Source organism: Chitinophaga agrisoli (genome assembly GCF_008386695.1).
GTDB lineage: Bacteria > Bacteroidota > Bacteroidia > Chitinophagales > Chitinophagaceae > Chitinophaga > Chitinophaga agrisoli.
In genome coordinates, this window is record NZ_VUOC01000001.1 from 421,592 (window position 1) to 444,035 (window position 22,444).

Genomic DNA, 22,444 nt, shown 5'->3' on the forward strand with positions numbered 1-22,444 from the left:
TGATATGATTTTAAAAAACATTAACAACGCGTAGCATTTAATACACCCCTTGTTCAGCCTTTATCCTGCTAAGTGTAGATGCAGTCATTCCTAAGAAGGACGCCAGGTATTCTGCGGGAACACGGCTCACCAGATCAGGATATTGTTGCAGAAAGGTGAGGTATCGTTCTTTTGATGTTTGCATGCGCAAGTCCCTTATATATTTATCCCAGAGGGTATAATACTTCTGTGTAATGATACGGCCGACTATATTAAATTCTAAGAACCTTCCATAGATCGCTTCCAACTTGTCATAGCTGATATAAGCCACTTCTGTGCGTTCTATCGTCTTAATATACTCATGGCTGGGTAACTGGTCGAAGAAACTGGAGACAGAAATAATAACGTCGTTTTCCTTCATAAACCAGGAAGTGACTTCATTGTCGTCTTGCTGATAATACGCTCTGACCAGTCCTTTTTTAATAAACCAGATGTTTTTGCAGACCTGGCCTTCTTCTAACAATGGGAAACGTTTGGGAAAGGTTTTACAAATGAGGCTTTCAGAGATGGTTGCTTTCAAGGAACCCGACATGGGGTAAATCGTGTCAAGAAAGTTGATGACAGTTTGAGGCATAAAACAAGTTTTAGTTTAAAAAATTGGTGTATAATAATTGGATAGTATCAGTAGTTATAGTTTGGGCTAGTAACTGACGGGAGCGCTCATCCTTGCATGAGCCCTTGCTTCCGTTGCATTTATCACCCAGTTTTTTGCAGCTGTCTGCCAATTAATAACGGGTGGAATGGTTGCTGTTTTCCAACCTTTGGTTTCGTAATGATCAAAAAAACAGGCGGCTGCCCTGGCAGGAAGGCCATTATGTATAAAATATGTTAAGACCTCATCCCATGTGGGAGATGAAACAGGTTGCCTGAGCAACGTGTCTATTTTAAGTAATAGGTGTCCGGTATCCAATACTGCATTGGATGCTTTAGCTTGTATCATAAGCTTAGATGTGTGGAGTTATAAAGCAATAGTTTTTAAACCTGCCCTCAGATCAAACCGGGTAAGGCAACTGCTTGTTGATAATTCGCGAACGTTTCCAAGTATTTTCCATTGGGAAATGTAGTATGGATCAGCAGCGTAGATTTAAAATAGGGTGCTATATTCAGCATCTCATAGAAGCTGTTCAGATGCTGAATAACAATTCATAGTTGTTCTCCGTCATATGATTGCTATGGTGTTAGTTTTAGCGATATGGTTTTAGTTATTGCATTCTCAAATTGAGAAAGAAAATTACAGGGACAAAATTATGGGGTTATTTAATTCAAAAACTTGATAAATGACAAGAAATTGTAACACTTTCAGGAATAAACGATTCCCAATAGTGATATAATCGATTGCAATGGGTAATTGGGGTAAAAATGGTTCCCGATGGGAACACCGGGAACGAACCATTTAAGTTACTCCAAAACATAATGAAACATGCCGCGTTATTCCAAGCCTTAGATGATTATCTCCCCTTTAGTACAATAAAAGGCTAGCTTCTATTTTCTGATAGTTGGTTATACCCTGGTCATTAGTTGGTTGGTTTGTTAAAGAGGGTGTAGTTATTACACCCTCTTTTTGTTTTAGGTAGCAAATGTTCATTTAAACGTATGCACATTAAGCGCTCCGTAAAATGCCTGGTATGAAGGAGAATGTATTAGCGTTTAAAATCCAATGTCCGGATCGCGAGGGCGGCATCGGCCATATTATCAGCACCTAAGGAGTAAGCCCCTTAAGAAAAGAGTTATGCTTTTTAAGAAGTTATCAGCAAAAGAGACTGTCTGAAGGCCAATTGCTTTAATATTTATATTTTCATAGGAGCATATAGTGCCCTCTGTCTAAAACTTCGGTCTATGCTACTGGCAAGTTATTCTTTTAACAGGGGTTTAAACAGCCATGTAACTGAATAAAAAGAGGCTTATAACCGCTTATCCGCGCAGTTGGCCGGGAAGCTAATCACGTTGAACATCTCGCGCATGCGGCTACGGATACGGAGGCCATAGCGTTGTTCTATTTCGTTGCTATTAAAGTGGTGGTGATATGGGTGATGGTACCCCTATCTATAAAATCATTATACCGTAAATAGAGCACCTGTTCCAGGTATTACAGACAGTACCGAAATAGGAGACGATGCTCTCCACCCCGAGATCATCAAAACAGATGTTATAGGGCGTGTCCGTTTCCGGGGCATACTTCTGGATAGCGGGATATCCCTCATCTGCAAATTTTTGGGCTACCTGGCCACAAGGCCTTATCAGAAGGCGTATCTGCGGTTCTATTAATTTTCGTATGAGGATGTCATAGCTTTTGTTTTGTTGTATGTGTTGGTGATTCAGTTTGTCGTCTGTCGTCAACCTGGGGGCCGGCAGGGAGTGGTTTCACACCTGGCGTGGAGCATCCAGTTACGCGCCGAGGCCTGCCAGCACCTCAAGGAAATATACAATACAGGGGAATTGGAGGAGATGGCAACTGCTCGAAAAATTCGAGTAGTTCAAAAAGAGGGCAATCGGGATGTGAGCAGAGATTTAGATTTTTATAATTTAGATGCCATCATAGCCGTTGGCTACTGGGTAAACAGTTTTCATGCTACACAGTTTCGTATTTGGGCTACCAAAAACACTTAGAGAGTTCATTATAAAGGGCTTTGTCTTAGATGATGAAAGGCTTAAACAAGGCAAACGGTTTGGCAAGGATTACTTTGACGAACTTTTGGAACGTATCCGTGAGATACGGGCAAGCGAAAGACGCTTTTACCTCAAAATAACCGACATCTATGAGCAATGCAGTATTGACTATAACAAGGATGTCGAGATAACACAGAAGTTTTTTAAAACTGTTCAGAACAAGTTGCACTTTGCCATTTCAGGTAAAACAGCCGCCCAATAATTGCAGAGAGAGTCAGCGCAGATAACCCAACATGGGTCTGCAGACATGGAAAAATGCGCCGTCAGGCAAAGTATTGAAAGGCGATATTGGAATTGCAAAAAACTACCTCATAGAGAAAGAGATTAAAGAATTGGAGAGGGTGGTAACCATGTATCTTGATTTTGCCGAATTACAGGCTTCAAGACAAATACCTATGAAAATGGCAGATTGGGTTACCAGGTTGGATGCCTTTCTACAATTCAACGAATACCAGATTTTAAAGGACGCCGGCAAGGTGAGCCATGAAGTAGCCTTGAAATTGGCAGAGAAAGAATATGATAAATTCAGGATAACTCAAGACCGCAACTTTGAAAGTGATTTTGATAAAGAAGTAAAGAAAATAACAGATAAACCACCAAAGGGGAAATAGTACCCACGACAAAATCTGAAGTCGATCTACCAATTTTTCATTTCGATATTCAAGCGTTCTGCGTTCTTTTTCTAATCTACTTCTCCACCGGTAAATGGACTTTTCATAATTGGTTACCTTGATGACCATGTTTCTTAAAGCCATCGGTATCACATGATATCAGTGAAAGGTTAAACGCTGGATAATATTTTCTGGAGGCCTCGTGATCAAGAGCGAACTTAAGAAGTAAAGAATTGGCCTAGCTGCACCTACAAGGCCTCCGCAAACTTCACAATTGTAATAAATTCAATATTTTTCTGTCCATTCTCAATGCGGCTTATATCACTGGGATCTATACCCGTGAGCATCTCCAAATCCGCCTGGGTTAATTTCTTAGTTCTCCTGATTTGACGCAGGCGCTCGCCAAAATTCTGTAGTTCCCGAGTATATCTGTCTGTTGCCATCATGCGAATTAAGCCGGAAAAGTCAATGAAATTCTCAATAAAATAAGGGGGCTAATGCATTCGTGAGCCGAATAACCCACCTATTCGGCTCATTTTCCCTCCATTCCTGAGCCGAATAACTCAATTAACCGCCTCACCTATAACACCCATCCTACCAATCCATCTATCCCTTAACTTTACATCAGCAAATCAACCTATAACAAACCATCCCCTTTATGAAACGCTTCTTACTATTTGCCCTGCTATGCCTCCCCTTAGTCACCTCCGCGCAGGGGCTAAAATACAGCCATGCCTACCTGGGCGCGCTACTGCAGAACGGCCGGCCGGGTGGCAGCCTTGTCCTATCTTACGGTTTTAATAAATACCTGGGCGTTGGCGCGGGGATAGATATGCTCTCTTACCGGCGTAACGGCTATTCAGACGCTACTTCCTTTATTCCATATTACCTGGATGTGCGCGTGAAATACCCTTTTAAATGGATAGCCCCGTATGTGGCCGCCCAATTTGGTAAACAAGCGTATGATTATAAGCTGGCGGACCTTACAGACGTATCCACCACGGTGAGCGAGCAAGGAAAATTATTTTATGGTCTGGGGCTTGGTATTAGCAGCGTGGCGCCCAAAGGACGGATAGGTGTGTTCCTGTCCCTTATCTACCGGCGTTACAAGTTTAAGTATACCCCTAAGAACTTTAACTATAACGGACTACAGTTTGAAGACCGCACTGCTGCGCCGGTGGTACTGACCGGAGGCATTGTGTTTTAAGATATACAAGGCTGGCCAGGAATAATGGTCAGCCTTCCACCAATTCAAATTCCTTCACCCCTTTCTCCTCTCCATTTACAATTACAGATACCTGATGTGCTCCTGGATAAAATACCCGGGTGGTAATGATCTTAAATGATTGCTTTTTTACGATCTGTACCTGCTCCCCTGGCTGCAACAGCCGCTCGCTGATCTTAAATACCTTACGCGCCAGCTGGCCTTTGGATTTGTTGTAATAGATGCCGTACTCCAGGCGGATGGTCTGCGCGGCCTTGTCATCATTACGAACGGTAAAGCTGAATGACAGGCTATCGCCAATGGCCACCCTGGGAGTTATTACTTTAAAGCCGGTAATGCTGGCATGGCTGCCATTCAACCCATAGTGGGCTAATACTTCTGTATGGCCTTGTTTTAGAAGGGTGCGGCAACCGTGTTTGATGATGGCGTCTGTTTCTTTGCTGATGCCTTTCCAACGGCGGGCAATATCCATGACGATGGCCGGATGATCTTTGGCGATATCATTCAGGTTATTGGCCACGCTGCGCCTTACCCATTCTGAGGGATCGTTTTTGAGATTTTCCAGGATGGGCAGTACGGGCGCAGGATCTTTTTTGAGGGCGGGGATAGCCATGGCCCACGGCAGGCGGGGGCGGCTGCCTTCGCTGGCCAAACGGCGGACTTTATAGTTGTTGTGTAATGACCATTGGAGGAATACATCCATCATACGGCTGCCATATTGCAGGATGAAGGGCCGCACGGCAAATTCGCAGCTCACGAACTGGGTGATGAGCTCCAGCGAGGGAATGGCGCTGTCAAAATGCTGCAGGCCGTAACGTTCTACATAATCCGGCAGGAACATATAGGCCAGGCCGTCTTCTGCTACTTTGTCTTTTCTTAACTGGGCAATGATCTTTGCCAACAGTTTGGCTGCTTTGGGGAAATCATCCGGCAAAAATTCATGCAGTACCTGCGAGGTATGGTACATCCGTTCTTTAAGGGCTTTATCTGCAAAGCCGTGGTCGAAAATGCGGGCAATGAAGCGCTTTTTATCAAAACCGGGAACGGTTTCCGTAAGGGTGGCGGACAGGCGGCCGTAGAAGGCGGGGGAATAAATATCTTTCAGCAAATTGCTCATGCGTGCAAAATTAGCGTAATGCCGGCACTCGTGCCATAGTGATTAATTTGTCAACCTAATTGGCAGATTAATTGTAGTTATCCTGTACCATCCGTTTAGCCATGAAACCATTTTTACTTATATGCTTGTTACTGACAGGCCTCTATGCCTGCAGCCCCATCCAGGTACTGGACCAGGAACCTGTAGACGATTTTTCGCTGAGTAACTACCGCACCTTCAGCTTTTACGAGATAGATACCGGCGGGGATAGCCTCCGTAACCGCATGTACCGCCCCAGCATTGCCGCCCTGAAGACCCAGATCACCCAACAGCTGCAGATGCGCGGCCTGCAACCGGCAGGCGATTCTGATCCGGACCTGTTGGTGAACATCGGTATTATGATACAACAGAAAATACGTAACCAGCAGGATGGCGGCCTCCGGTATATGGGACAAAGACGCTACAATACGCAAAATACCGTGGTGGAAACCGGCCAACATTATAACGAAGGCACCGTAACCGTGCACCTGGTAGACCGGGCGGAAAATAAGCTGGTATGGCGGGGCGCTGTAGAGGGCGTGGTACCTAATAAACAGGCTTCGCTGGAACGGAATGTGGCGGATGCTATGGAGGCGCTGTTCAAAGGGTTATGAGGGAAAATCTATTATAAAAAAAACTGCCCCGGCAATCAGACTTGCGGAGGCAGTTTAATTTGTATATCATTCAGATCGTTGTTGGCTATGTCTTACCGCGATCAATTCACTTCCAGATCATTCTTAACCGGCAATTTAGGGAAAGGGCTATGCGGCTCCGCCTGATACCAGTACACAACGGAGCTGATATCTGACTGCTGCTGCAGGTAACGCCCGCCGCTGCGCCAACCCAGGTCCTGGATGGTGACCTTCAGGTCTTTGTCAAACCGTACCGGGTCCATGATATGCCAGCGGTACAGTCCAAAACGCTGTTGAGAGTCGTACACGCCATTGGGCCGTATTACCTGGGGTAAGCCGGTGTAAGGCGTGCTGAACTCCTGGTATTGATGGGTTTTATTGTTTTCGAAGTTGTACGATCCGCAGAAATAATCCTCCGTACCGGTGCCACAGATAGTGGGATACTGGCTATCGCCGTCCATAAAGAACTTGATCTCCCCTTCGCCCCACCAGCCGTTATTATTTACACCCCAGGCCAGGTAGGTGCCTACGTACTGGCCCTTGCCTTTAATACCATCTAACAAAGTATAGCTACCACCTTTGGTGGGATTGTTACGGCGGAACTGCGCGTGGAAATAGCCGGCATCTGCGGGAACATCTGTCAGCGTATAGTCTACCTGGTAGTAGAGGGTCATACGCTCTGTATTGATGTTCTCCATGGTGATCTTACACTTTTTGCGGAAAGGCATAGCCCAGTAACAGTTAAAAGCGCTGCCCGGGTTTACACAGATGGCCAGGGAGTTTAGCTGCGCATACTGGCCCCAGCCCATGGCGAAGAAGTCGCCTACGGGCACTTCTACAGAAGGCGTGGCCTCATCGTCCCAATAAAAGCGGATGATAGAGAAGCGCCAGTTGCCGGTGGGCGTCATCCAGATGTGCTGGATAGCGCCGGAGCCGTTGATCTCTGCCAGGGTGTAGGTTTGTCCGGGCTCTATGTGGATGTAGGGGCTTACCTTCCACCCCTGACCCAGATCTTTGGCGGCGCCACGGGCCAGGCCCTGATCCAGGGTGGCCATACCGCCTTTGCCTTTTTCGCCGCTGAAGTTTTCCGGGCTGATGCTGCGGGTCTTAGCATCGGATAACTGGAACAGGTTGCCCATGTTCATATTAAGCCCGTTAAAAGGTTGCTGCTGCGCATTAAGAATGTTTGCTACAAGTACGGCACAACAGAGTGTAAAGAGTTTACGTACCATGGAGGACAGGTTTTATAACGTGGTGAATGTGTTAAGCATCCAAATTACAAAACGGATCAGCGAATACATAATCCGTTAAAAATAAATGTCCTGCACCGTTAGGGGATGCAGGACATTTATAAATATGCTTATACCGGCAGGCCTATTTTACGCCAAACTTGTAGATACAGGTTTGTTCGTAGGTTTGGCCAGGTTTCAGTACTACAGAGGGGAACTCCGGTTTGTTGGGAGAATCCGGGAAGTGCTGGGTTTCCAGGGCCAGGGCGCCGCGGTGCACATAGGTTTTACCGCCTTTGCCCATATCTGCGGACATGAAGTTACCGCCATAGAACTGTACGCCGGGCTCTGTTGTCCATACTTCCATATAACGGCCGCTGGTAGGCTCCAGTACGGTGGCTGCCAGGGACAGCTCCTTACCTTTTTTGTTGAGCACCCAGTTGTGGTCATAGCCTTTGCCGAATTTCAGCTGCTCAAAGTCGTCGCCAACGCGCTGGCCTATAGGCGTAGGCGTGGTAAAGTCCATGGGGGTGCCTTTTACCGCTTCCAGCTTACCGGAAGGGATCAGGCTGCTATCTACCGGCGTAAACTTATCCGCATTGATCATGAGCACATGGTCGTTGATATCTCCGTTGCCGGCGCCGTGCAGGTTCCAGAAGGAGTGGTGCGTAAGGTTTACGATGGTATTCTTATCTGTGGTAGCTTTGTAGCTGATCTTAAATTCGTTGCTGTCTGTGAGCTCGTAGGTCATGGTGATATCCAGGTTGCCGGGATAACCTTCTTCGCCGTCTTTAGACAGGTAGTGGAATTCTATGCTATGGTCATTGGGTTGTTTGGCATCCCAAACCACATCGTTATACCCGATCTTACCGCCGTGCAGGTGGTTGGAATTATTGTTTACGGCCAGGGTGTATTCCTTACCGTCCAGTTTAAACTTGCCTTTAGCGATACGGTTGCCGTAGCGGCCTACCACGCCGCCATAGAAGCGGTCTTTGGTGGTGATATAAGAACTGAGGCGGTCATAACCCAGCTCTACGTCTTCCAGCTTGCCTTGTTTATCCGGCGCCAGGAGGGATACCACTTTTGCGCCGTAGTTGGTAACAGCCATCTGTACGCCGCCTTTGCTTTTCAGGTAAAATAATTTTACTGCCTTGCCATCCAGGGTGCTGTCGAAGTTGGCGGTAGGCACCAGGCTTTCAATAGACATGATGCTGTCGTGGTTTGTACTCATACTATCAACTGAATTATTATTTGTGTTGGTACCGGAAGACTGACAGGCGCTTATGCCCAGTGCAGCAGCGACCGTTAGCAGTGGAAGTAAATTTTTCATATCGCAGTTGTTTATAAGGGTCCAATATACGTTTAATGTGTGAAATAAAAATCCGGGCACTAAAAAGCCGGGAAAGGAGTTTCCCGGCCGCAAAATTTGGCCTTTATCCATTAAAATTGCATTACGCCAATGGAGTGGTAATGCATCGTGTAGTATTGAATTGCAAAATATAAGGTAATGACCATATATATATGTCCGATAACAAAATAACGTTACCGGTAACGTTTGCAGTACTAAAAAAAATAATATGTTTGAAGAGATCAGGGGCAGTTTTTTGCAGTTCATCCTGCTATCCGCACCGCTTATGAAATAGGAGGCCCTGCCTTACCCGGATTTTATTTTATTTGCCCGGCGAACATCAGACATTTGTATTATAACAGCTCAACCTATTAATGTGGTGATCATCAATTAATACCGGACACCTAACAAGGATGTAGCAGACCATTGTAAGGGGAAAAAGAATTTCAGTTAAACCGTACCTATAGCAGGAGATGAAGAATAAGCAGGTCACTATTAAGGATTTAGCGCGGAAGTTACGACTCTCTGTATCTACTGTATCCAGGGCATTACGCAACCTGCCGGATATTAACGAAGAAACGCGTCGTAAGGTATTGGAATTGGCGGCAGGGCTGAACTATGAGCCCAATTATATTGCGCAGAGCCTGATCAATAAACAAACCCGCACCATAGGGGTGATTGTGCCCATTATAGCCACCCATTTCTTTTCCCATGCCCTGAGCGGTATGAACGAGGTGGCCAATGAGCATGGGTACCATCTTATGTTCTGTCAGAGCAATGAGAGTGCGGAACAGGAGGCGGAAGGCATCCGTCAGCTGGCCAGCTGCCGGATAGACGGCCTGCTGATATCCGTTTCCAAACAGACCCAGGATGCGGCTCCTTTTGAGAAGCTGCAGCAGAAGGGTATCCCGTTTATGTTCTTTGACCGGGATCTGCGGCATGTAACGGCCTCCCGGGTGATTGTAGACCAGTATAAAGGCGCTTTTAAGGCGGTAGAGCATATGATACAACAGGGCTGTCAGAACATTGTGCACATGGCGGGGCCAAAAGGGCTTTCCGTAGCGGACGAACGGCTGCGGGGGTATAAAGACGCCGTGGAAAAACATGGCCTGCCGTTTAGCCCTAAACATATTGTGCATTGCGGGAAGTTTCAGCTGGATGCGCCGGAGGCCATCAAAAAGCTGATGAAGCTGCAGCCGGATGGGATCTTCTGTATCAATGACCCCTCCGGGGTGATCGCTATCCAGCACCTGAAAACTACGGGATACTGTGTGCCGGGGGATGTGAAAGTGGTGGGTTTTAATGGCGACCCGGTGGCGGAGGTGGTAGAGCCGGCCCTGAGCACGGTGGTGCAACCGGGGTATAAGGTAGGCCGGGAAGCGTTGAAGATGCTGATACGGCATATTGAGGAGAAGAGCCTGGAAACGGAGGAATTGGTGCTGGAGGGGAAGCTGGTGATCAGGAAATCATCGAAAATGTGCTAGAGAATGTGCGGATGTGCAAATGTGCAGATGTGCAAATGAATGGAATGGAGTAATGGTATATTAACCAAACAGGGCAAGATATAGGAGAAGGCAAGGAGAGAACAAGGAGAGGACAAGGAGAGCGTTGGGCAAACAGGGTTAAAATAATATTAGAAAGGGCTGATTAAAGCCCTTTTTTGCTTTAATCAGCCCTTGTATAAAATTAGGTAATTATCTGCATTTAACTCATTAGCACATTAGCACATCCGCACATTGGCACATTAGAGGCCCAATATATAGGCAAAGATGAGCGGCGCTACGATAGTAGCATCGGATTCAACGATGAACTTAGGCGTGTTGATGTCCAGTTTGCCCCAGGTGATCTTCTCATTGGGTACAGCGCCGGAATAAGAACCGTATGAGGTGGTAGAATCGGAGATCTGGCAGAAATAGCTCCAGAAGGGTACATCGTGCCATTCCAGATCCTGGTACATCATGGGTACTACGCAGATCGGGAAATCGCCGGCGATACCGCCGCCTATCTGGAAGAAACCTACGCCTTTGCCGGCAGAGTTATGCCGGTACCAGTCAGACAGCCATACCATGTACTCGATGCCGCTTTTCATGGTAGAAGGGTTCAGTTCGCCCTTGATGCAGTAAGAGGCAAAGATGTTGCCCATAGTGCTATCTTCCCATCCGGGTACGATAATGGGGATATTCTTTTCTGCGGCGGCCAGCATCCAGCTGTTCTTGGGATCGATCTCGTAATGTTCCTTCATCACCCCGCTCAGCAGCAGCTTGTACATATATTCATGGGGAAAGTAGCGTTCGCCTTTATCCTGCGCGTCTTTCCAGATCTTGTAGATATGTTTCTGGATACGGCGGAAAGCTTCTTCTTCCGGGATACAGGTGTCTGTAACACGGTTGAAGCCTTTTTCCAGCAGTTCCCATTCTTCCTGCGGGCTCAGATCGCGGTAGTTAGGTACCCTTTTGTAGTGGGTATGGGCTACGAGGTTCATGATATCCTCTTCCAGGTTAGCGCCGGTACAGGAGATAATGTCTACTTTACCCTGCCGGATCATTTCAGCAAAGGAGATACCCAGCTCGGCGGTACTCATGGCGCCGGCGAGTGTTACCATCATCTTGCCGCCTTCCAGCAGATGGGTTTCATAACCTTTGGCAGCATCTACCAGGGCGGCCGCATTGAAGTGCCGGTAATGATGCTGGATAAACTGAGAGATAGGCCCTTTATTCATTATAGTGTAAAGATTTGATTTAAAACAGGGGGCAAAGGTAATAATTAGTTTGGAGTTGGGGGCAGGGGTTAAGGAGAATTAACAGGGAGGATGGGGGATGTAAAAAAAAGGTCCATAGCACAACTACTATGGACCGGAGACTAAACAACACAGCTTATAGAATGGCTATAAGACGACGACTTATGCTTTTTTAAGGCGCTGATGTACACTCAGCAGGCCATTACTGTCGGACTTTATGATCATCCACGTCTTTTCACCTTCCAACGTAATATAGTATGAGGTGGTGCTATTAGCTTCCAGCTCTACGGTAGAACGAACCTCATATTGCGGATAACGTTTCTGCAGCCTGGTGATCACGGCCAGCGGCAGCTGGTCTTCCATGATGTAACGACGGGTAGACAACAAAGTGCCATCGGCGTCGAAGTAGGCGGATACCTGGTTTTCACCGATCATAAATTTGGCGGTAAAGACCTTCTGGTCATCCGTATACCACCTGATATGGGTGGCGCCGGCAAATGCCTGGCTCAAAGCGGATTTAAGTCTTGTGGAGGCTTCTGTTTCTGTGGAGTGCGCCCAGGCGCCACTGCCGCTTAATAAAGCGACTGCTACACATAACATTACGAACATCTTTTTCATGGCGGAAAAATTTAGGGTTGAAATGTTTTGTTTGTGATTAAATAACACACCAAAGGTAAGATGGCTGTACACGCGCCCCAACCCATTATTTGCTAATGGTATAGCTTGATCAGTTGATATTGATATATGTTGCAACAGTTACAACCATCGTGGTATTTTTTTTGCAGATAGCGGAGCCGCTGCACAGTGTTTGCAGGCGAAGAACGAATGTTGCACGGGCCGGCGTTAAGCTTTTGTTAAAGTGGAAGAGTGATAAATGGTATTCTGATGAACGGATATACGGTGTTACCAACCCATCATGTATGTCCGGAAACGCACACTGGTAAAAGGATACAGCGGAGTGGCCCGCTTGGTAAAATGCAATGGATTGTAGTGGGTGATGAAAGGTTAAAGACATGGATATGCGGGATTGCTGATGATATATCATGCAACTTTTCTGTAGCCGGCTATAGCGCTGGAGCGGTTTGCCATCAACATACCGTATTAGCTTTATACACGGGCAAAGGCCATAGCGCTTTGCCGTCAACATAGACCATAGCAGCTTGTACAGGGGCGTTGGCGGTTACCGGCGTATGCAACCTTTGCACTTTAGATGAACGGGCCCTTACCTGGAGGAAAGGTTGCCAGCTTCGACATCCGCACATTAATACGTAATTTGCCGGAATGAACTTCCTGGCGCATGCATATCTCTCTTTCCATGACCCGTCACTGATCATCGGCAATATGATCGCCGATTTTGTGAAGGGTAAACAACTACAGCTATACGCGCCGGAGATACAGCGTGGCATCCAGATACACCGTGCAATAGACAGCTTTACTGACCAACATGCTATTACCAGAGAGGCGCGTCAGCTGTTCCGCCCTTCGTGCGGCCTGTATGGGGCCGTGTTTATGGATATCATCTATGATCATTTCCTGGCGCGGGATACGCAACGGTTTACAGAAGCCCAGCTGGCAGCCTTTGCCCAATCCGTATATGACGTAATAGACCAGGCGGATATGGAGCTGCCGCAGGTGTTCCGGGAGGTATTCCACTATATGCGTACCCAGAACTGGCTGTTCCATTATGGTACCAGGGAAGGCATTTCCCGGTCGTTCAACGGTATTGTGCGCCGTGCCCGTTACCTGGATGTGCCGGCCAGCGTACCGTTTGCCATTTTTGAGAACCATTATGCGGCGATGGAAACCTATTATGCTGCCTTTTTCCCTGAGCTGGAAGCCCATGTAAAAGGGCTGATCAGGGGGGAGTGACCACTTATCCCGCCCAATAAAACGCGTGTAAAACCCCGATCTGACCTGGCTGGCCCGCCGCAGCTTTTCCCCTACCAGTTATTTCACTAAGTTTGGGGCCTGAAATGTATTCTCTTAAAATTTACAGCCAGCAATGAAACAGCTAATCTTCATTATCGCTATCATGTTATCCGGCATGGTGGCGCAACCCGTTTGGGCGCAGGACAAGAAGCTTCCTCCCCTGGATGCCAGTCCCATGGACATGGCCTACTATCCACCCGTATACCCCTACCTGGTAAAGGTGAAAGGTGAATCCGGCGCCCTGGTGGCCCGGGTAACCTATAGCCGTCCGCAGAAAAAAGGCCGTAAGATCTTTGGCGACCTGGAGGAATATGGCAAGGTATGGCGTCTGGGCGCCAATGAGGCCACCGAGATCGAGTTCTTTATACCGGTGAACATAGGCGGTAAGAACGTGCCTAAAGGCCGTTATACCCTGTATGCGATACCCCAGGCCACCACCTGGACCGTTATCCTGAACCGTGAAACGGATATATGGGGCGCTTATAAATACGATGCCTCCAAGGACCTGCTCAGGACATCCGTACCCGTTACCAACATAAATACGCCTGTTGAAGCATTCACCATGATGTTTGAAAAGGCAGATGGCGGGGCCAACCTGATCATGGCATGGGATGATATTATGGTAAGTCTGCCGGTGAAGTTCAATGACCGGTTAACAGCGAAGCGGAAATAAGACAAAATAAAAAGGGCGGTAAGAATACCGCCCTTGTAATAATTTTAACCATATCCTATGAAAAACCTGAACCAAAATTACACGGAATGCACAAACGGGTTTTCCCGGTTTTGGTCAACGCCGGGAAAATGTTCGTGAGTGTATCGAATTTCCGGGTATAGGCATATCGAAAGCAGTATTAACGCAGTGGCGCCCCTCCCCCCAAACGTAGTTCTACGTATAGGCGTTATGAACGTATAAACCCCCTTTGACTTCAGTATCAACCCCTTTTAGTACCTTTGGCTGGCCCGCCGGGCACGCATCTCTCATATTTAAAAAAGTTTAAAGACATGAAGCTGGGAACAAAGCTGATACACGCTGGCGTAGAACCTGATCCATCTACAGGGGCTATCATGACCCCCATCTATCAAACCTCCACCTATGTGCAAAGCGCTCCCGGGCAGCATAAAGGATATGAGTATGCGCGCACGCAGAACCCTACGCGGGATGCGCTGCAAAATGCGCTGGCGGCGATAGAGAACGGTACCCACGGCATCTGCTTTGGCAGCGGCCTGGCCGCCACAGATGCGGTGATCAAACTATTGGAGCCGGGTGATGAGGTGATCGTCTCCAACGACCTGTATGGCGGCACCTACCGCATCTTTACAAAAATCTTTGAACGTTACGGCATTAAATTCCATTTCATAGGCATGCAGGATGCGCAGCAGATCCGCCAGCACCTGAATGGCCAAACGAAGATGATCTGGATAGAAACGCCCACCAACCCGCTCATGAACATCATAGACGTTGCAGCCTGCGCCCAGATAGCGCAGGAGCATAATCTGCTGTTGAGCGTAGATAATACTTTTGCCTCTCCTTATTTGCAGAATCCGTTGGACCTGGGCGCCCATATTGTGGTGCATTCCGCCACCAAATACCTGGGTGGCCACAGTGATGTGGTACATGGGGCGGTGATCGTAAAAGACGAGGCATTAGCCAAACAGCTGTATTTTATCCAAAACAGCTGCGGCGCTGTACCAGGGCCACAGGACTGCTTTCTGGTGCTGCGCGGCCTTAAAACGCTGCATGTGCGTATGCAGCGCCACTGCGACAACGGCGCAATTGTGGCCCGTTTTCTGCGGGAACATTCCAAAGTAGCTAAAGTGTACTGGGCAGGTTTTGAAGATCACCCTAATCATGACATCGCCAAAAAGCAGATGCGCGGTTTTAGCGGCATGATGTCCTTTACATTAAAGAATGATAGCATGGATGCAGCGCTGAAAGTACTGAGCGGCACCCGCCTGTTTTCCCTGGCAGAGTCATTAGGGGGCGTGGAATCACTGATAGGCCATCCGGCCAGCATGACCCACGCATCCATTCCACGGGAAGACCGGCTGAGTTACGGCCTGACTGATTCCCTCATAAGGCTGAGCGTTGGCATTGAAGATGCCGATGACCTGCTGGCAGACCTGGACAGCGCGATTACCGGATAAAGCCATCATTATGATGATTCCTATAACCGATTCTATGAAATCTCGTGAACTGAAGCAGTACCTGGATGCCAAGGCGGCATATTATGATCATCCTGACTTTATTAAGAACGACCCGGTATGTATACCGCACCGGTTCAGTAAACTGCAGGATGTGGAGATCGCCGGGCTATTTGCAGCTACGCTGGCATGGGGTAACCGAACCACTATCATCAACAAATGCACGGAACTGCTGTCGTTGATGGATGATGCACCTTTTGAATTTATACGCTACCATCAGCCTATGGACCGCCGGCGGCTGATGCAGTTCTGTCACCGGACGTTCAACGGCCTGGACCTGCTTTATTTCGTGGAGTTCCTGCAGCATTACTATACCAATGTGACTTCGCTGGAATTTGCCTTTAGCGGGCATATTATCCCGGAGGATGAGACGGTGGAAAAGGCCCTGGCCGGGTTTCACCGCATCTTTTTTGGGCTGGAGCACCCGGAGCGTACCCGTAAACATATCTCCACCCCGGAGAAAAACTCCGCCTGTAAGCGGCTGAACATGTACCTGCGGTGGATGGTGCGCCGTGATAAAAATGGCGTGGATTTTGGGTTATGGCAACACATCTCCCCGGCTCAGCTGGTTTGTCCGGTAGATGTGCACGTAGCCCGGGTGGCAACCCGCCTGGGACTGATCAGCGAGGCCAAATCCAACTGGAAAACGGCCCTGGAACTAACGGCCCGTCTCCGGGAAATGGACCCGGAAGACCCAACAAAGTATGATTTTGCCTTATTTGGGTTAGGGGTGATAGAGAAATATGTGTAAGAAAAATGAAGACAATGAAGATATTTTTTGGCATGATGGCTATTACCGCCGCCTTTTCTTTACCGGCGGCGGCACAGGAGTATGCGGACCTTAGCTACAAATTTCAGGCAGGACAACAGTTTGCACTGACGCAGGAAAGCCGGAGCGAGACCTATACCACCGTAAACGACATCACACAGCGCGTAACCCGCGATTTTAACAATACCATCTCCATAGATGTAACAGAAGCGCAGCCCGGCCGTACCGTGCTTAGTTTCCGCTATAAGGAGCTGAAGTTCAACTTTAACAGCCGTAACCAGAATATATATGTAGACGCCAAAACGCCGAATGATAAGGAGCCCTTTCAGGCGGCGCTGCTAAAGATACTGGACCATCCCTTTACCGTGGAGCTGCAGAATACAGGCGCCATTAATAAGGTAAACGGCCTGGATAACCTGCTGGACAGCGCATCTACCACTTTTGCCTCTCTGAAAAAGGACGAGCAGGAAGCCTATAAAAAACTGATGAAAGACCAGTTTGGCACAGACGCTTTCCGCGCATGGCTGGAGCAGCTGCTGGTAATTTACCCTGCACACGGCGTTAAGACCGGCACCCAATGGGAAGAAAGCGTGCCCCTGCGTACCGGCCTGATAGGCCGTATGGACCTGTACTGGAGCCTGCAGACCTGGGATAACCAAACCGCCAAGATCAGCACCACGGGTAAGGTAAAGACCAATAAGCTGGAGATGCTTACCCTGGAAGATGGCATACAGGCCACCGCGGAAATAGAGGGCACCATGCAAAGCAATAACCTCATAGACCGCAACAGCGGCTTTCCCAGCATATGTATACAGAACCTGGAGATGACCGGTGAGTATACCTATAAAGCCAATAAGGCCAAAAAACTGAAGACCGATCTGAAAGTACCGGTGAAGACCATCACCAACGCCTCCTATAAAATAAAGCAGATGAAATGACGCTGGTTCCCGAACCATACCTGCAGGTCACAGCCCGGGAACTGGGCGAGACCATGGAATTGCATTTGCCGGATACCGTTAGTTATGAACAGCTGGAAGACATGCTGGCGCAGCGGCTGGAAATACTCATCAGTGAGCATTTCCAGCAGTTTGTATTTTTACTGTACCGGATTGATGTGCGGGAGGATAAGATCCGTGAGATATTGGAGAAAGACGCCGGCGAAGGCGCGTATCATAAGATAGCAGCATTGCTGATAGAGCGGCAGCTGGAGAAGATCAGAAGCCGGGAAATGTACAGGAGTACACCGCCTGAGAATGATGAAGAAAAATGGTAGTAATTACTTATCAAACATCAGCTCCCTCACCTTTACCTTATCTTCCTGTTCCTTTCTGAGATCGAAACCGGTGCCAAATAAACGGTCCCACAGGGAAGAGCTTACCCCAAAACCTTTTTCATCACTCTTATAATGATGCAGATGATGGTTACGCCAAACGGGTTTCATAAACCGGAACGGCGGGTTCCAGGCGTGGATGGCGTAGTGCATGCTGCCATAGATAAGATAGCCTAAAATAAAGCCGGGGAAAAACATAAATGTATACTGACGGAGGAACAGGTACTGTCCGGCGAAAATGATAGACGCCAATATAAGGCTGGGAACAGGAGGCATAAACAAACGCTGTTTATCCCTGGGGTATTCATGATGGTTACCATGCATTACATATACGATCCGCATTATTTTGGGGCTGTCACTTGCAAAGTGAAACATAAAGCGGTGCATGATGTACTCGAAAAAAGACCAGAAAAACATGGCGCCAAAGAATATTAACGCTACCGTGCCTATACTAAACCCTAATACCTGGTTACTGTGATAGAGCATGTACCCTATGATGGGCAGGTACAAACCCCAAATGATCAATGGATGCGTTTTGGTGAGCATCTCCAGGTACTTACTCTCAAACAATCTGGCCTGTCCTTTATTCTTTATCTTATCAAACTTCATAGACCCTGGTTTTGTGCAAAATTACGTCAAAATGCAAAAAAACGAGCCGTTGGCCGGCTATAAGGATAGCTGTAAACAGATCAAAATCAGTGCCTATCTGTACCGCAGTAGTTCTAATAGTGTTACCAGATCATAATCTTTTTGCCGGAGGTATTGCAGCAATTTATCAAGCCCATCCCAGCAAAGATCTGTACGGCGGGGATCAACGCCGGCATGCATAAGCAATATAAAACCGTTTAGGCCTGCAGGATGTTGTTGCTCATAGGCTTGTATAGATTGTAAAATCGTATTGCAAGAGCGGTATTGTTTGCCCAGCTGGGGCCAGGTATAATCTGCATGACTTAGCGTGCCCGGAGTATAATTTATCAATTGTAGCTGTAAAGCGGTTGTCCATGCGGCAATGGTATCGTTGTACCACTCGTAAGGCGGCAGGAAAAATGGCGCCTGTTGACGGGTAATGCCTTGTTGTGCCATGGCATGATAACATTGCAGCAGATCTGTACAGAACTCCTCTTGTGTAACAAGCAGGCTATCTCTTTTGTTCCAGTCACAGTAAAGCAAATGCTGATCTGAGTGCGGGCCCAGGTAATGGCCGTTATGCCTGAGCTGCTGGATGAAGGCTTTATTGGCAGGATTGCGGTAGAAGCGGCCGGTGAAGAAAAAGGAAGCGGGGACGTGGTATTGTTGCAGGATGCGGGTGATGACAGGGACGCCATTGGCAAATTCATCTGCGGTGAATACCAGGGCGAGTTGGCGGCGGGTGGTATCTGCACGGGTGATGGCGCCGTGGGTGTAGGTGAAAGAGGTTGGCATGGCCTCATACTCCGCTGCGGCCAGCAGGTAAATGAGGCTGGCGGTGCCATCCATGGTAGGCTCATTGGTGGAGTAATCGCCAAAGTCATCATGATATACTGCCAGGCTGGATTGAAAAGGCGCATATTCATCGCCGTTATGCAAAGTGATGCCGATGAGGTTCCCATAAATGCTGCCGTATACCGGGCCATCTACCAGGCCGCCATTAACGGGATAGTTATACAAATGGCTGAAAGAGCTGTGCGGATCCTGGGGAAAATCGCCATTAGCGGGAAGGCCGGCAACCATGGCTGTGCCCCAGGGGTTGCAGCCAAAGAGCCAGTCGATACAGGCCTGCTCCAGCTGCTGGTAACGGGTGTCTTTCGTAAGCTGCCGGTAACGGTTACACTGGATGGCAAAAGATACCGTAAGGTTATTGGAGCACCAGATAAAGGGGATGCCGCGGTAGAAAGCATTGTGCCGGGCTTTTTCCCAAACAGCGCTGATGCCCTGGCGGTAGTAGCTCATGGCAGCCGGCTGGAGTGCGGGTTGCGTGCGGGCCAGCTCATAATGGCCAAAATTGTGAAAGGGGTACCACTGGTAATGCCGGGCAGTATCGGCTCCCATCCAGGGCGTAAGCGGCTCCTGCCGGGCCCATTGCATGGCCTGGTTGATCAGCGCCCGCTGCCGGGTAAGGTTGCCCAGCATAACGGCCCCCAGTTCCATATCATCCATCCAGTTGTCTTCTTCATAAAAATAGGGCGCGCCGCAGGGAGCGGTTTGGCATACGCCGGGGTGTTTTACGCCCAGGGCATAGGCGGAAGCGGCCTTTTGTTGCAACAGGGCGCTGTACTGGCTGTCTATGTTCGTGTATAAGCTGGCGCCCAGGGCAAAGGCGCTGGCAAATTTGCCGGCGGTGGAGGCCAGGCCGGTACTTCGGTTCTTGAAGTGTTTAAGGCCCTGGGGCTGGCCGGTGCAGAAATATACCGGGCGCTCCAGACCACGGCCATAACTGGCGGTATCTGCTGTGGGCAGGCGCATGCCGCGGTGATCGCGGTCGTCTGCCAGCTGGTTAAACATATGATCCGGGGCCGGGTGCATTCTAAGCAGCCAATCCAGGCCCCAGCGGGCTTCGTCCAATATGTCTGCCAGGCCATTGCTGCCGTTAAGCCCATTGGCGGCGTGGGTATCTGTGAAAACTGGCTTGAAATCCCGCCAGGCGGCCAGCAGGTGATAAGTGGCATTGGCGGAAGTGGTAACGTATTGCAGGTAATCGCTGGCGTCATGCCATCCGCCGGAGGCGTTGATATGGGTACCATCCGGCATGGGACCGTATACGGTAAAGCCGTCGTGGGTATGACAAGAGTCTTTGAGATAGGGGTTGAAACCGCTGCGCTGCTGCCGCATGTATTGCAGACAAAAATCTGCGGCGCCTTTATATACGTCTGGCTCGATGCGGAAGACCGGGGAGATGCTGCCGCCAGCGGAGAGGTAATAGGCCCCCGGGCGCTGGAATTTTGTAAAATCCAGACGGCGGGTATGGGTGAAGGGGCCATAAGCACCAAAGTCTTTGCTGGTGGAGGTTTGGAATATGATGTTGCCGGTGGCGGCATCGTGGAGGGCGAAGGTGGCGGCTGGGGCGGGGGTTTTGGCGCACCATACGGCTACTTTGATGCCTTGCGGCGTGTAGCCGAGTTGATTAATGCGGATCCAGGAGGTGGTATCCTGGGCAGCGGCAGGGCCTTGGGTGGAATTAGCGTTTTGGGCGGAGACGGAAAGGTAGATGGGCACACAGGCGGCGGAAAATGCTATTACGCGGACCGCCATCCACCCCCACAAACGTTTGGGCCATTGCCCCTGCCATACATGATCCCTTTCTTTCTTTATCGCATCAATAAGTTGCATCCAGGAACTTTTTCAGGTTAGGCCCGTACGCGCGTTCGCGTAAGAGCTCATACTGGTAAACGATATTGCCGATCTCCTTAAAGAAGGGGTAACCTTCTTCCTCATACTCATATCTGTCATCGTTCAGTATCCTATCCCGGTTTACGTACACCGTACCGGTGAGCATAAACTCTATATTATTCTTGAAATCTACGATATATGCTACATCTGTTAAAAAGCCAAAGGCCCAGCCGGTTTTATTAAATACCCGGATGTAGGGCGGTATATGGGCATGCCCGGCTTTGAACATGAAGAACTTGGTGAAGCTGTCAAAATACTCCCGGGGATCATATTTGGGGTAATCTGATTCCCGCGGCAGGGCCGACATGTAGTGATAGAGGAAGCGGTAATCTTCCTTCTTCAGGTGGAAACGCTGCGATTTGGGCACAGATTCCGGGAACAGTACCGTTTGCATCATATGCTGCAGATCCGTGAGCGGCAGGTTATTATGCCGGGTAAAATCCATGGGGCTGCATATAAGGCTGTCATTCCGGTCCAGGTAGGCATCCCCAATAAACTCCTGCCGGCTGAAATCAAAGGGCAGGCTGCAGTAGGCCTCCGGCTGCTCGTACACCGGTTTACCTGTGTACGTAACAAAGCGGATGGGATTGGTGTGGCGGTTGCCTTCCTCATCCAGCGGCATAAAACGCCGCACAATACGCACCTGGGGATAGCCTTTGGCCCAAAGCTTTTCATGGATATCCTGCATGCCTACAAATTCATACAGGCGGTTATAAGCGTTATTGTCGCTGACCAGGAACACTTTTTTGATATAATGCGCAATGGAGGGCAGGCCATTGGCGGAAGTATTGTCCTGATCTACCCTTACCTGGCCTTTGTAGGCGCTGTCCGTAAGCATGGGGGTATACATATCCAGTCCCTTCTTATGCAGGGTATGCAGCTTTTCCAGCGCCAGCAGGGCAATGGGCAACTTTACCGTGGAAGCGGGGTTGAAATAGGTATCGTTATTTACATTGAGATAATAATGGGTAAAATGCGGCTTGTTGTGTTTGTCCCTATCAATCTGGGTATAAATAACCTGGTATCTGAACGTATCCGGGTATTGGAGTATGTGTTGCAGGGCAGGGGATGCCCGTCTCTTAACCAGCCTTTCCAATAGGAGGCTGTCAGACTTTGGTTGCGCCCATGAAGATAGATACAAGCACGCGGCAATTATAGTGAGTGGAATTCGCGGCATATCTTCAAAAATAAAAAATAATATATTTGGCAGCCATAGCGCCAAAAC

General features: G+C 48.6%; 23 protein-coding genes. 12 read left to right on the forward strand and 11 right to left on the reverse strand.

The genetic code is table 11. The features are described from left to right. Positions 1-37 precede the first annotated feature (37 nt). Entirely contained in the window at positions 38-613 is a 576-nt protein-coding gene (locus F0L74_RS01690) for a Crp/Fnr family transcriptional regulator (RefSeq protein ID WP_149836109.1), read from the reverse strand. 66 nt (positions 614-679) lie between these two features. Further along, on the reverse strand, positions 680-979 hold the full coding sequence (locus tag F0L74_RS01695; protein WP_149836110.1) for a hypothetical protein: 300 nt from the start codon (positions 977-979) through the stop codon (positions 680-682). A 1,505-nt stretch (positions 980-2,484) separates the two neighbouring features. On the opposite strand from F0L74_RS01695, the gene rhuM (F0L74_RS34075) reads away from it, so the two are divergent. From rhuM (F0L74_RS34075) to rhuM (F0L74_RS33990), 3 genes are read left to right on the forward strand one after another with little or no spacing between them, the layout of a single operon-like run. Then, a complete protein-coding gene (rhuM, locus tag F0L74_RS34075) occupies positions 2,485-2,646 on the forward strand; it encodes a RhuM family protein (RefSeq protein ID WP_368732344.1) in 162 nt (53 codons plus the stop codon). Further along, positions 2,606-2,908 carry a RhuM family protein gene (gene rhuM / locus F0L74_RS33985; RefSeq protein WP_213086866.1) on the forward strand — a complete coding sequence of 101 codons (303 nt, stop codon included), beginning with the start codon at positions 2,606-2,608 and terminating at the stop codon, positions 2,906-2,908. Before rhuM (F0L74_RS34075) ends, rhuM (F0L74_RS33985) begins: the two co-directional genes overlap by 41 nt. Before the next feature lie 31 nt (positions 2,909-2,939). Next, positions 2,940-3,317, forward strand: a complete 378-nt coding sequence (gene rhuM, locus F0L74_RS33990) for a RhuM family protein (RefSeq protein ID WP_213086867.1) — start codon at positions 2,940-2,942, stop codon at positions 3,315-3,317. 248 nt (positions 3,318-3,565) lie between these two features. On the opposite strand, the gene F0L74_RS33995 is transcribed toward rhuM (F0L74_RS33990), so the two are convergent. Beyond that, the gene (locus F0L74_RS33995; RefSeq protein WP_149836111.1) at positions 3,566-3,763 is read right to left on the reverse strand and encodes a helix-turn-helix domain-containing protein; all 198 of its coding nucleotides are present in this window, start codon (positions 3,761-3,763) and stop codon (positions 3,566-3,568) included. A gap of 212 nt (positions 3,764-3,975) precedes the next feature. On the opposite strand from F0L74_RS33995, the gene F0L74_RS01710 reads away from it, so the two are divergent. Further along, positions 3,976-4,524, forward strand: coding sequence for an outer membrane beta-barrel protein (locus tag F0L74_RS01710; protein WP_149836112.1), 549 nt, complete (start codon positions 3,976-3,978; stop codon positions 4,522-4,524). Positions 4,525-4,552: 28 nt separating this feature from the next. Here F0L74_RS01710 and F0L74_RS01715 read toward each other — a convergent pair whose 3' ends face one another. Next, a complete protein-coding gene (locus F0L74_RS01715) occupies positions 4,553-5,659 on the reverse strand; it encodes a DNA alkylation repair protein (protein WP_149836113.1) in 1,107 nt (368 codons plus the stop codon). Positions 5,660-5,760: 101 nt separating this feature from the next. Between F0L74_RS01715 and F0L74_RS01720 the strand changes: the two genes are divergently transcribed. Beyond that, positions 5,761-6,291 carry a DUF4136 domain-containing protein gene (locus tag F0L74_RS01720; RefSeq protein ID WP_149836114.1) on the forward strand — a complete coding sequence of 177 codons (531 nt, stop codon included), beginning with the start codon at positions 5,761-5,763 and terminating at the stop codon, positions 6,289-6,291. Between the two features lie 101 nt (positions 6,292-6,392). Here the strand turns inward: F0L74_RS01720 and F0L74_RS01725 are convergent, their stop codons facing one another. Both F0L74_RS01725 and F0L74_RS01730 read right to left on the reverse strand, forming a co-directional pair. Continuing rightward, positions 6,393-7,541, reverse strand: a complete 1,149-nt coding sequence (locus tag F0L74_RS01725; protein WP_149836115.1) for a glycoside hydrolase family 172 protein — start codon at positions 7,539-7,541, stop codon at positions 6,393-6,395. A gap of 142 nt (positions 7,542-7,683) precedes the next feature. Next, entirely contained in the window at positions 7,684-8,868 is a 1,185-nt protein-coding gene (locus F0L74_RS01730; RefSeq protein WP_149836116.1) for an aldose epimerase family protein, read from the reverse strand. Between the two features lie 491 nt (positions 8,869-9,359). On the opposite strand from F0L74_RS01730, the gene F0L74_RS01735 reads away from it, so the two are divergent. Next, positions 9,360-10,370, forward strand: a complete 1,011-nt coding sequence (locus F0L74_RS01735; protein ID WP_149836117.1) for a LacI family DNA-binding transcriptional regulator — start codon at positions 9,360-9,362, stop codon at positions 10,368-10,370. A gap of 260 nt (positions 10,371-10,630) precedes the next feature. Here the strand turns inward: F0L74_RS01735 and F0L74_RS01740 are convergent, their stop codons facing one another. Beyond that, positions 10,631-11,605 carry a deoxyhypusine synthase family protein gene (locus F0L74_RS01740; RefSeq protein ID WP_149836118.1) on the reverse strand — a complete coding sequence of 325 codons (975 nt, stop codon included), beginning with the start codon at positions 11,603-11,605 and terminating at the stop codon, positions 10,631-10,633. A gap of 180 nt (positions 11,606-11,785) precedes the next feature. After that, positions 11,786-12,241 carry a hypothetical protein gene (locus F0L74_RS01745; RefSeq protein ID WP_149836119.1) on the reverse strand — a complete coding sequence of 152 codons (456 nt, stop codon included), beginning with the start codon at positions 12,239-12,241 and terminating at the stop codon, positions 11,786-11,788. A 663-nt stretch (positions 12,242-12,904) separates the two neighbouring features. On the opposite strand from F0L74_RS01745, the gene F0L74_RS01750 reads away from it, so the two are divergent. The 6 genes from F0L74_RS01750 to F0L74_RS01775 all read left to right on the forward strand — a co-directional run bounded on the left by F0L74_RS01750 (position 12,905) and on the right by F0L74_RS01775 (position 17,796). After that, complete coding sequence (locus tag F0L74_RS01750; protein WP_149836120.1) at positions 12,905-13,492, forward strand: acyl carrier protein phosphodiesterase; 588 nt, start codon at positions 12,905-12,907, stop codon at positions 13,490-13,492. 133 nt (positions 13,493-13,625) lie between these two features. Next, positions 13,626-14,225, forward strand: a complete 600-nt coding sequence (locus F0L74_RS01755) for a DUF2911 domain-containing protein (RefSeq protein WP_149836121.1) — start codon at positions 13,626-13,628, stop codon at positions 14,223-14,225. A gap of 329 nt (positions 14,226-14,554) precedes the next feature. Next, positions 14,555-15,697: a cystathionine gamma-synthase gene (locus tag F0L74_RS01760; RefSeq protein WP_149836122.1), complete on the forward strand. Its 1,143-nt coding sequence runs from the start codon at positions 14,555-14,557 to the stop codon at positions 15,695-15,697. Between the two features lie 34 nt (positions 15,698-15,731). After that, complete coding sequence (locus F0L74_RS01765; protein ID WP_149836123.1) at positions 15,732-16,505, forward strand: TIGR02757 family protein; 774 nt, start codon at positions 15,732-15,734, stop codon at positions 16,503-16,505. A 14-nt stretch (positions 16,506-16,519) separates the two neighbouring features. Further along, a complete protein-coding gene (locus tag F0L74_RS01770; protein WP_149836124.1) occupies positions 16,520-17,461 on the forward strand; it encodes a DUF6263 family protein in 942 nt (313 codons plus the stop codon). Continuing rightward, on the forward strand, positions 17,458-17,796 hold the full coding sequence (locus F0L74_RS01775; protein WP_149836125.1) for a hypothetical protein: 339 nt from the start codon (positions 17,458-17,460) through the stop codon (positions 17,794-17,796). Before F0L74_RS01770 ends, F0L74_RS01775 begins: the two co-directional genes overlap by 4 nt. Before the next feature lie 3 nt (positions 17,797-17,799). On the opposite strand, the gene F0L74_RS01780 is transcribed toward F0L74_RS01775, so the two are convergent. The 3 genes from F0L74_RS01780 to F0L74_RS01790 form a co-directional block, all read right to left on the reverse strand. Continuing rightward, complete coding sequence (locus tag F0L74_RS01780; protein ID WP_149836126.1) at positions 17,800-18,462, reverse strand: sterol desaturase family protein; 663 nt, start codon at positions 18,460-18,462, stop codon at positions 17,800-17,802. 93 nt (positions 18,463-18,555) lie between these two features. After that, entirely contained in the window at positions 18,556-21,159 is a 2,604-nt protein-coding gene (locus F0L74_RS01785; protein WP_246197603.1) for a bifunctional glycoside hydrolase family 9 protein/polysaccharide deacetylase, read from the reverse strand. Further along, complete coding sequence (locus F0L74_RS01790) at positions 21,146-22,360, reverse strand: serine hydrolase (RefSeq protein ID WP_246197604.1); 1,215 nt, start codon at positions 22,358-22,360, stop codon at positions 21,146-21,148. The genes F0L74_RS01785 and F0L74_RS01790 overlap by 14 nt, the downstream gene beginning before the upstream one ends. Between the last annotated feature and the right edge of the window lie 84 nt (positions 22,361-22,444).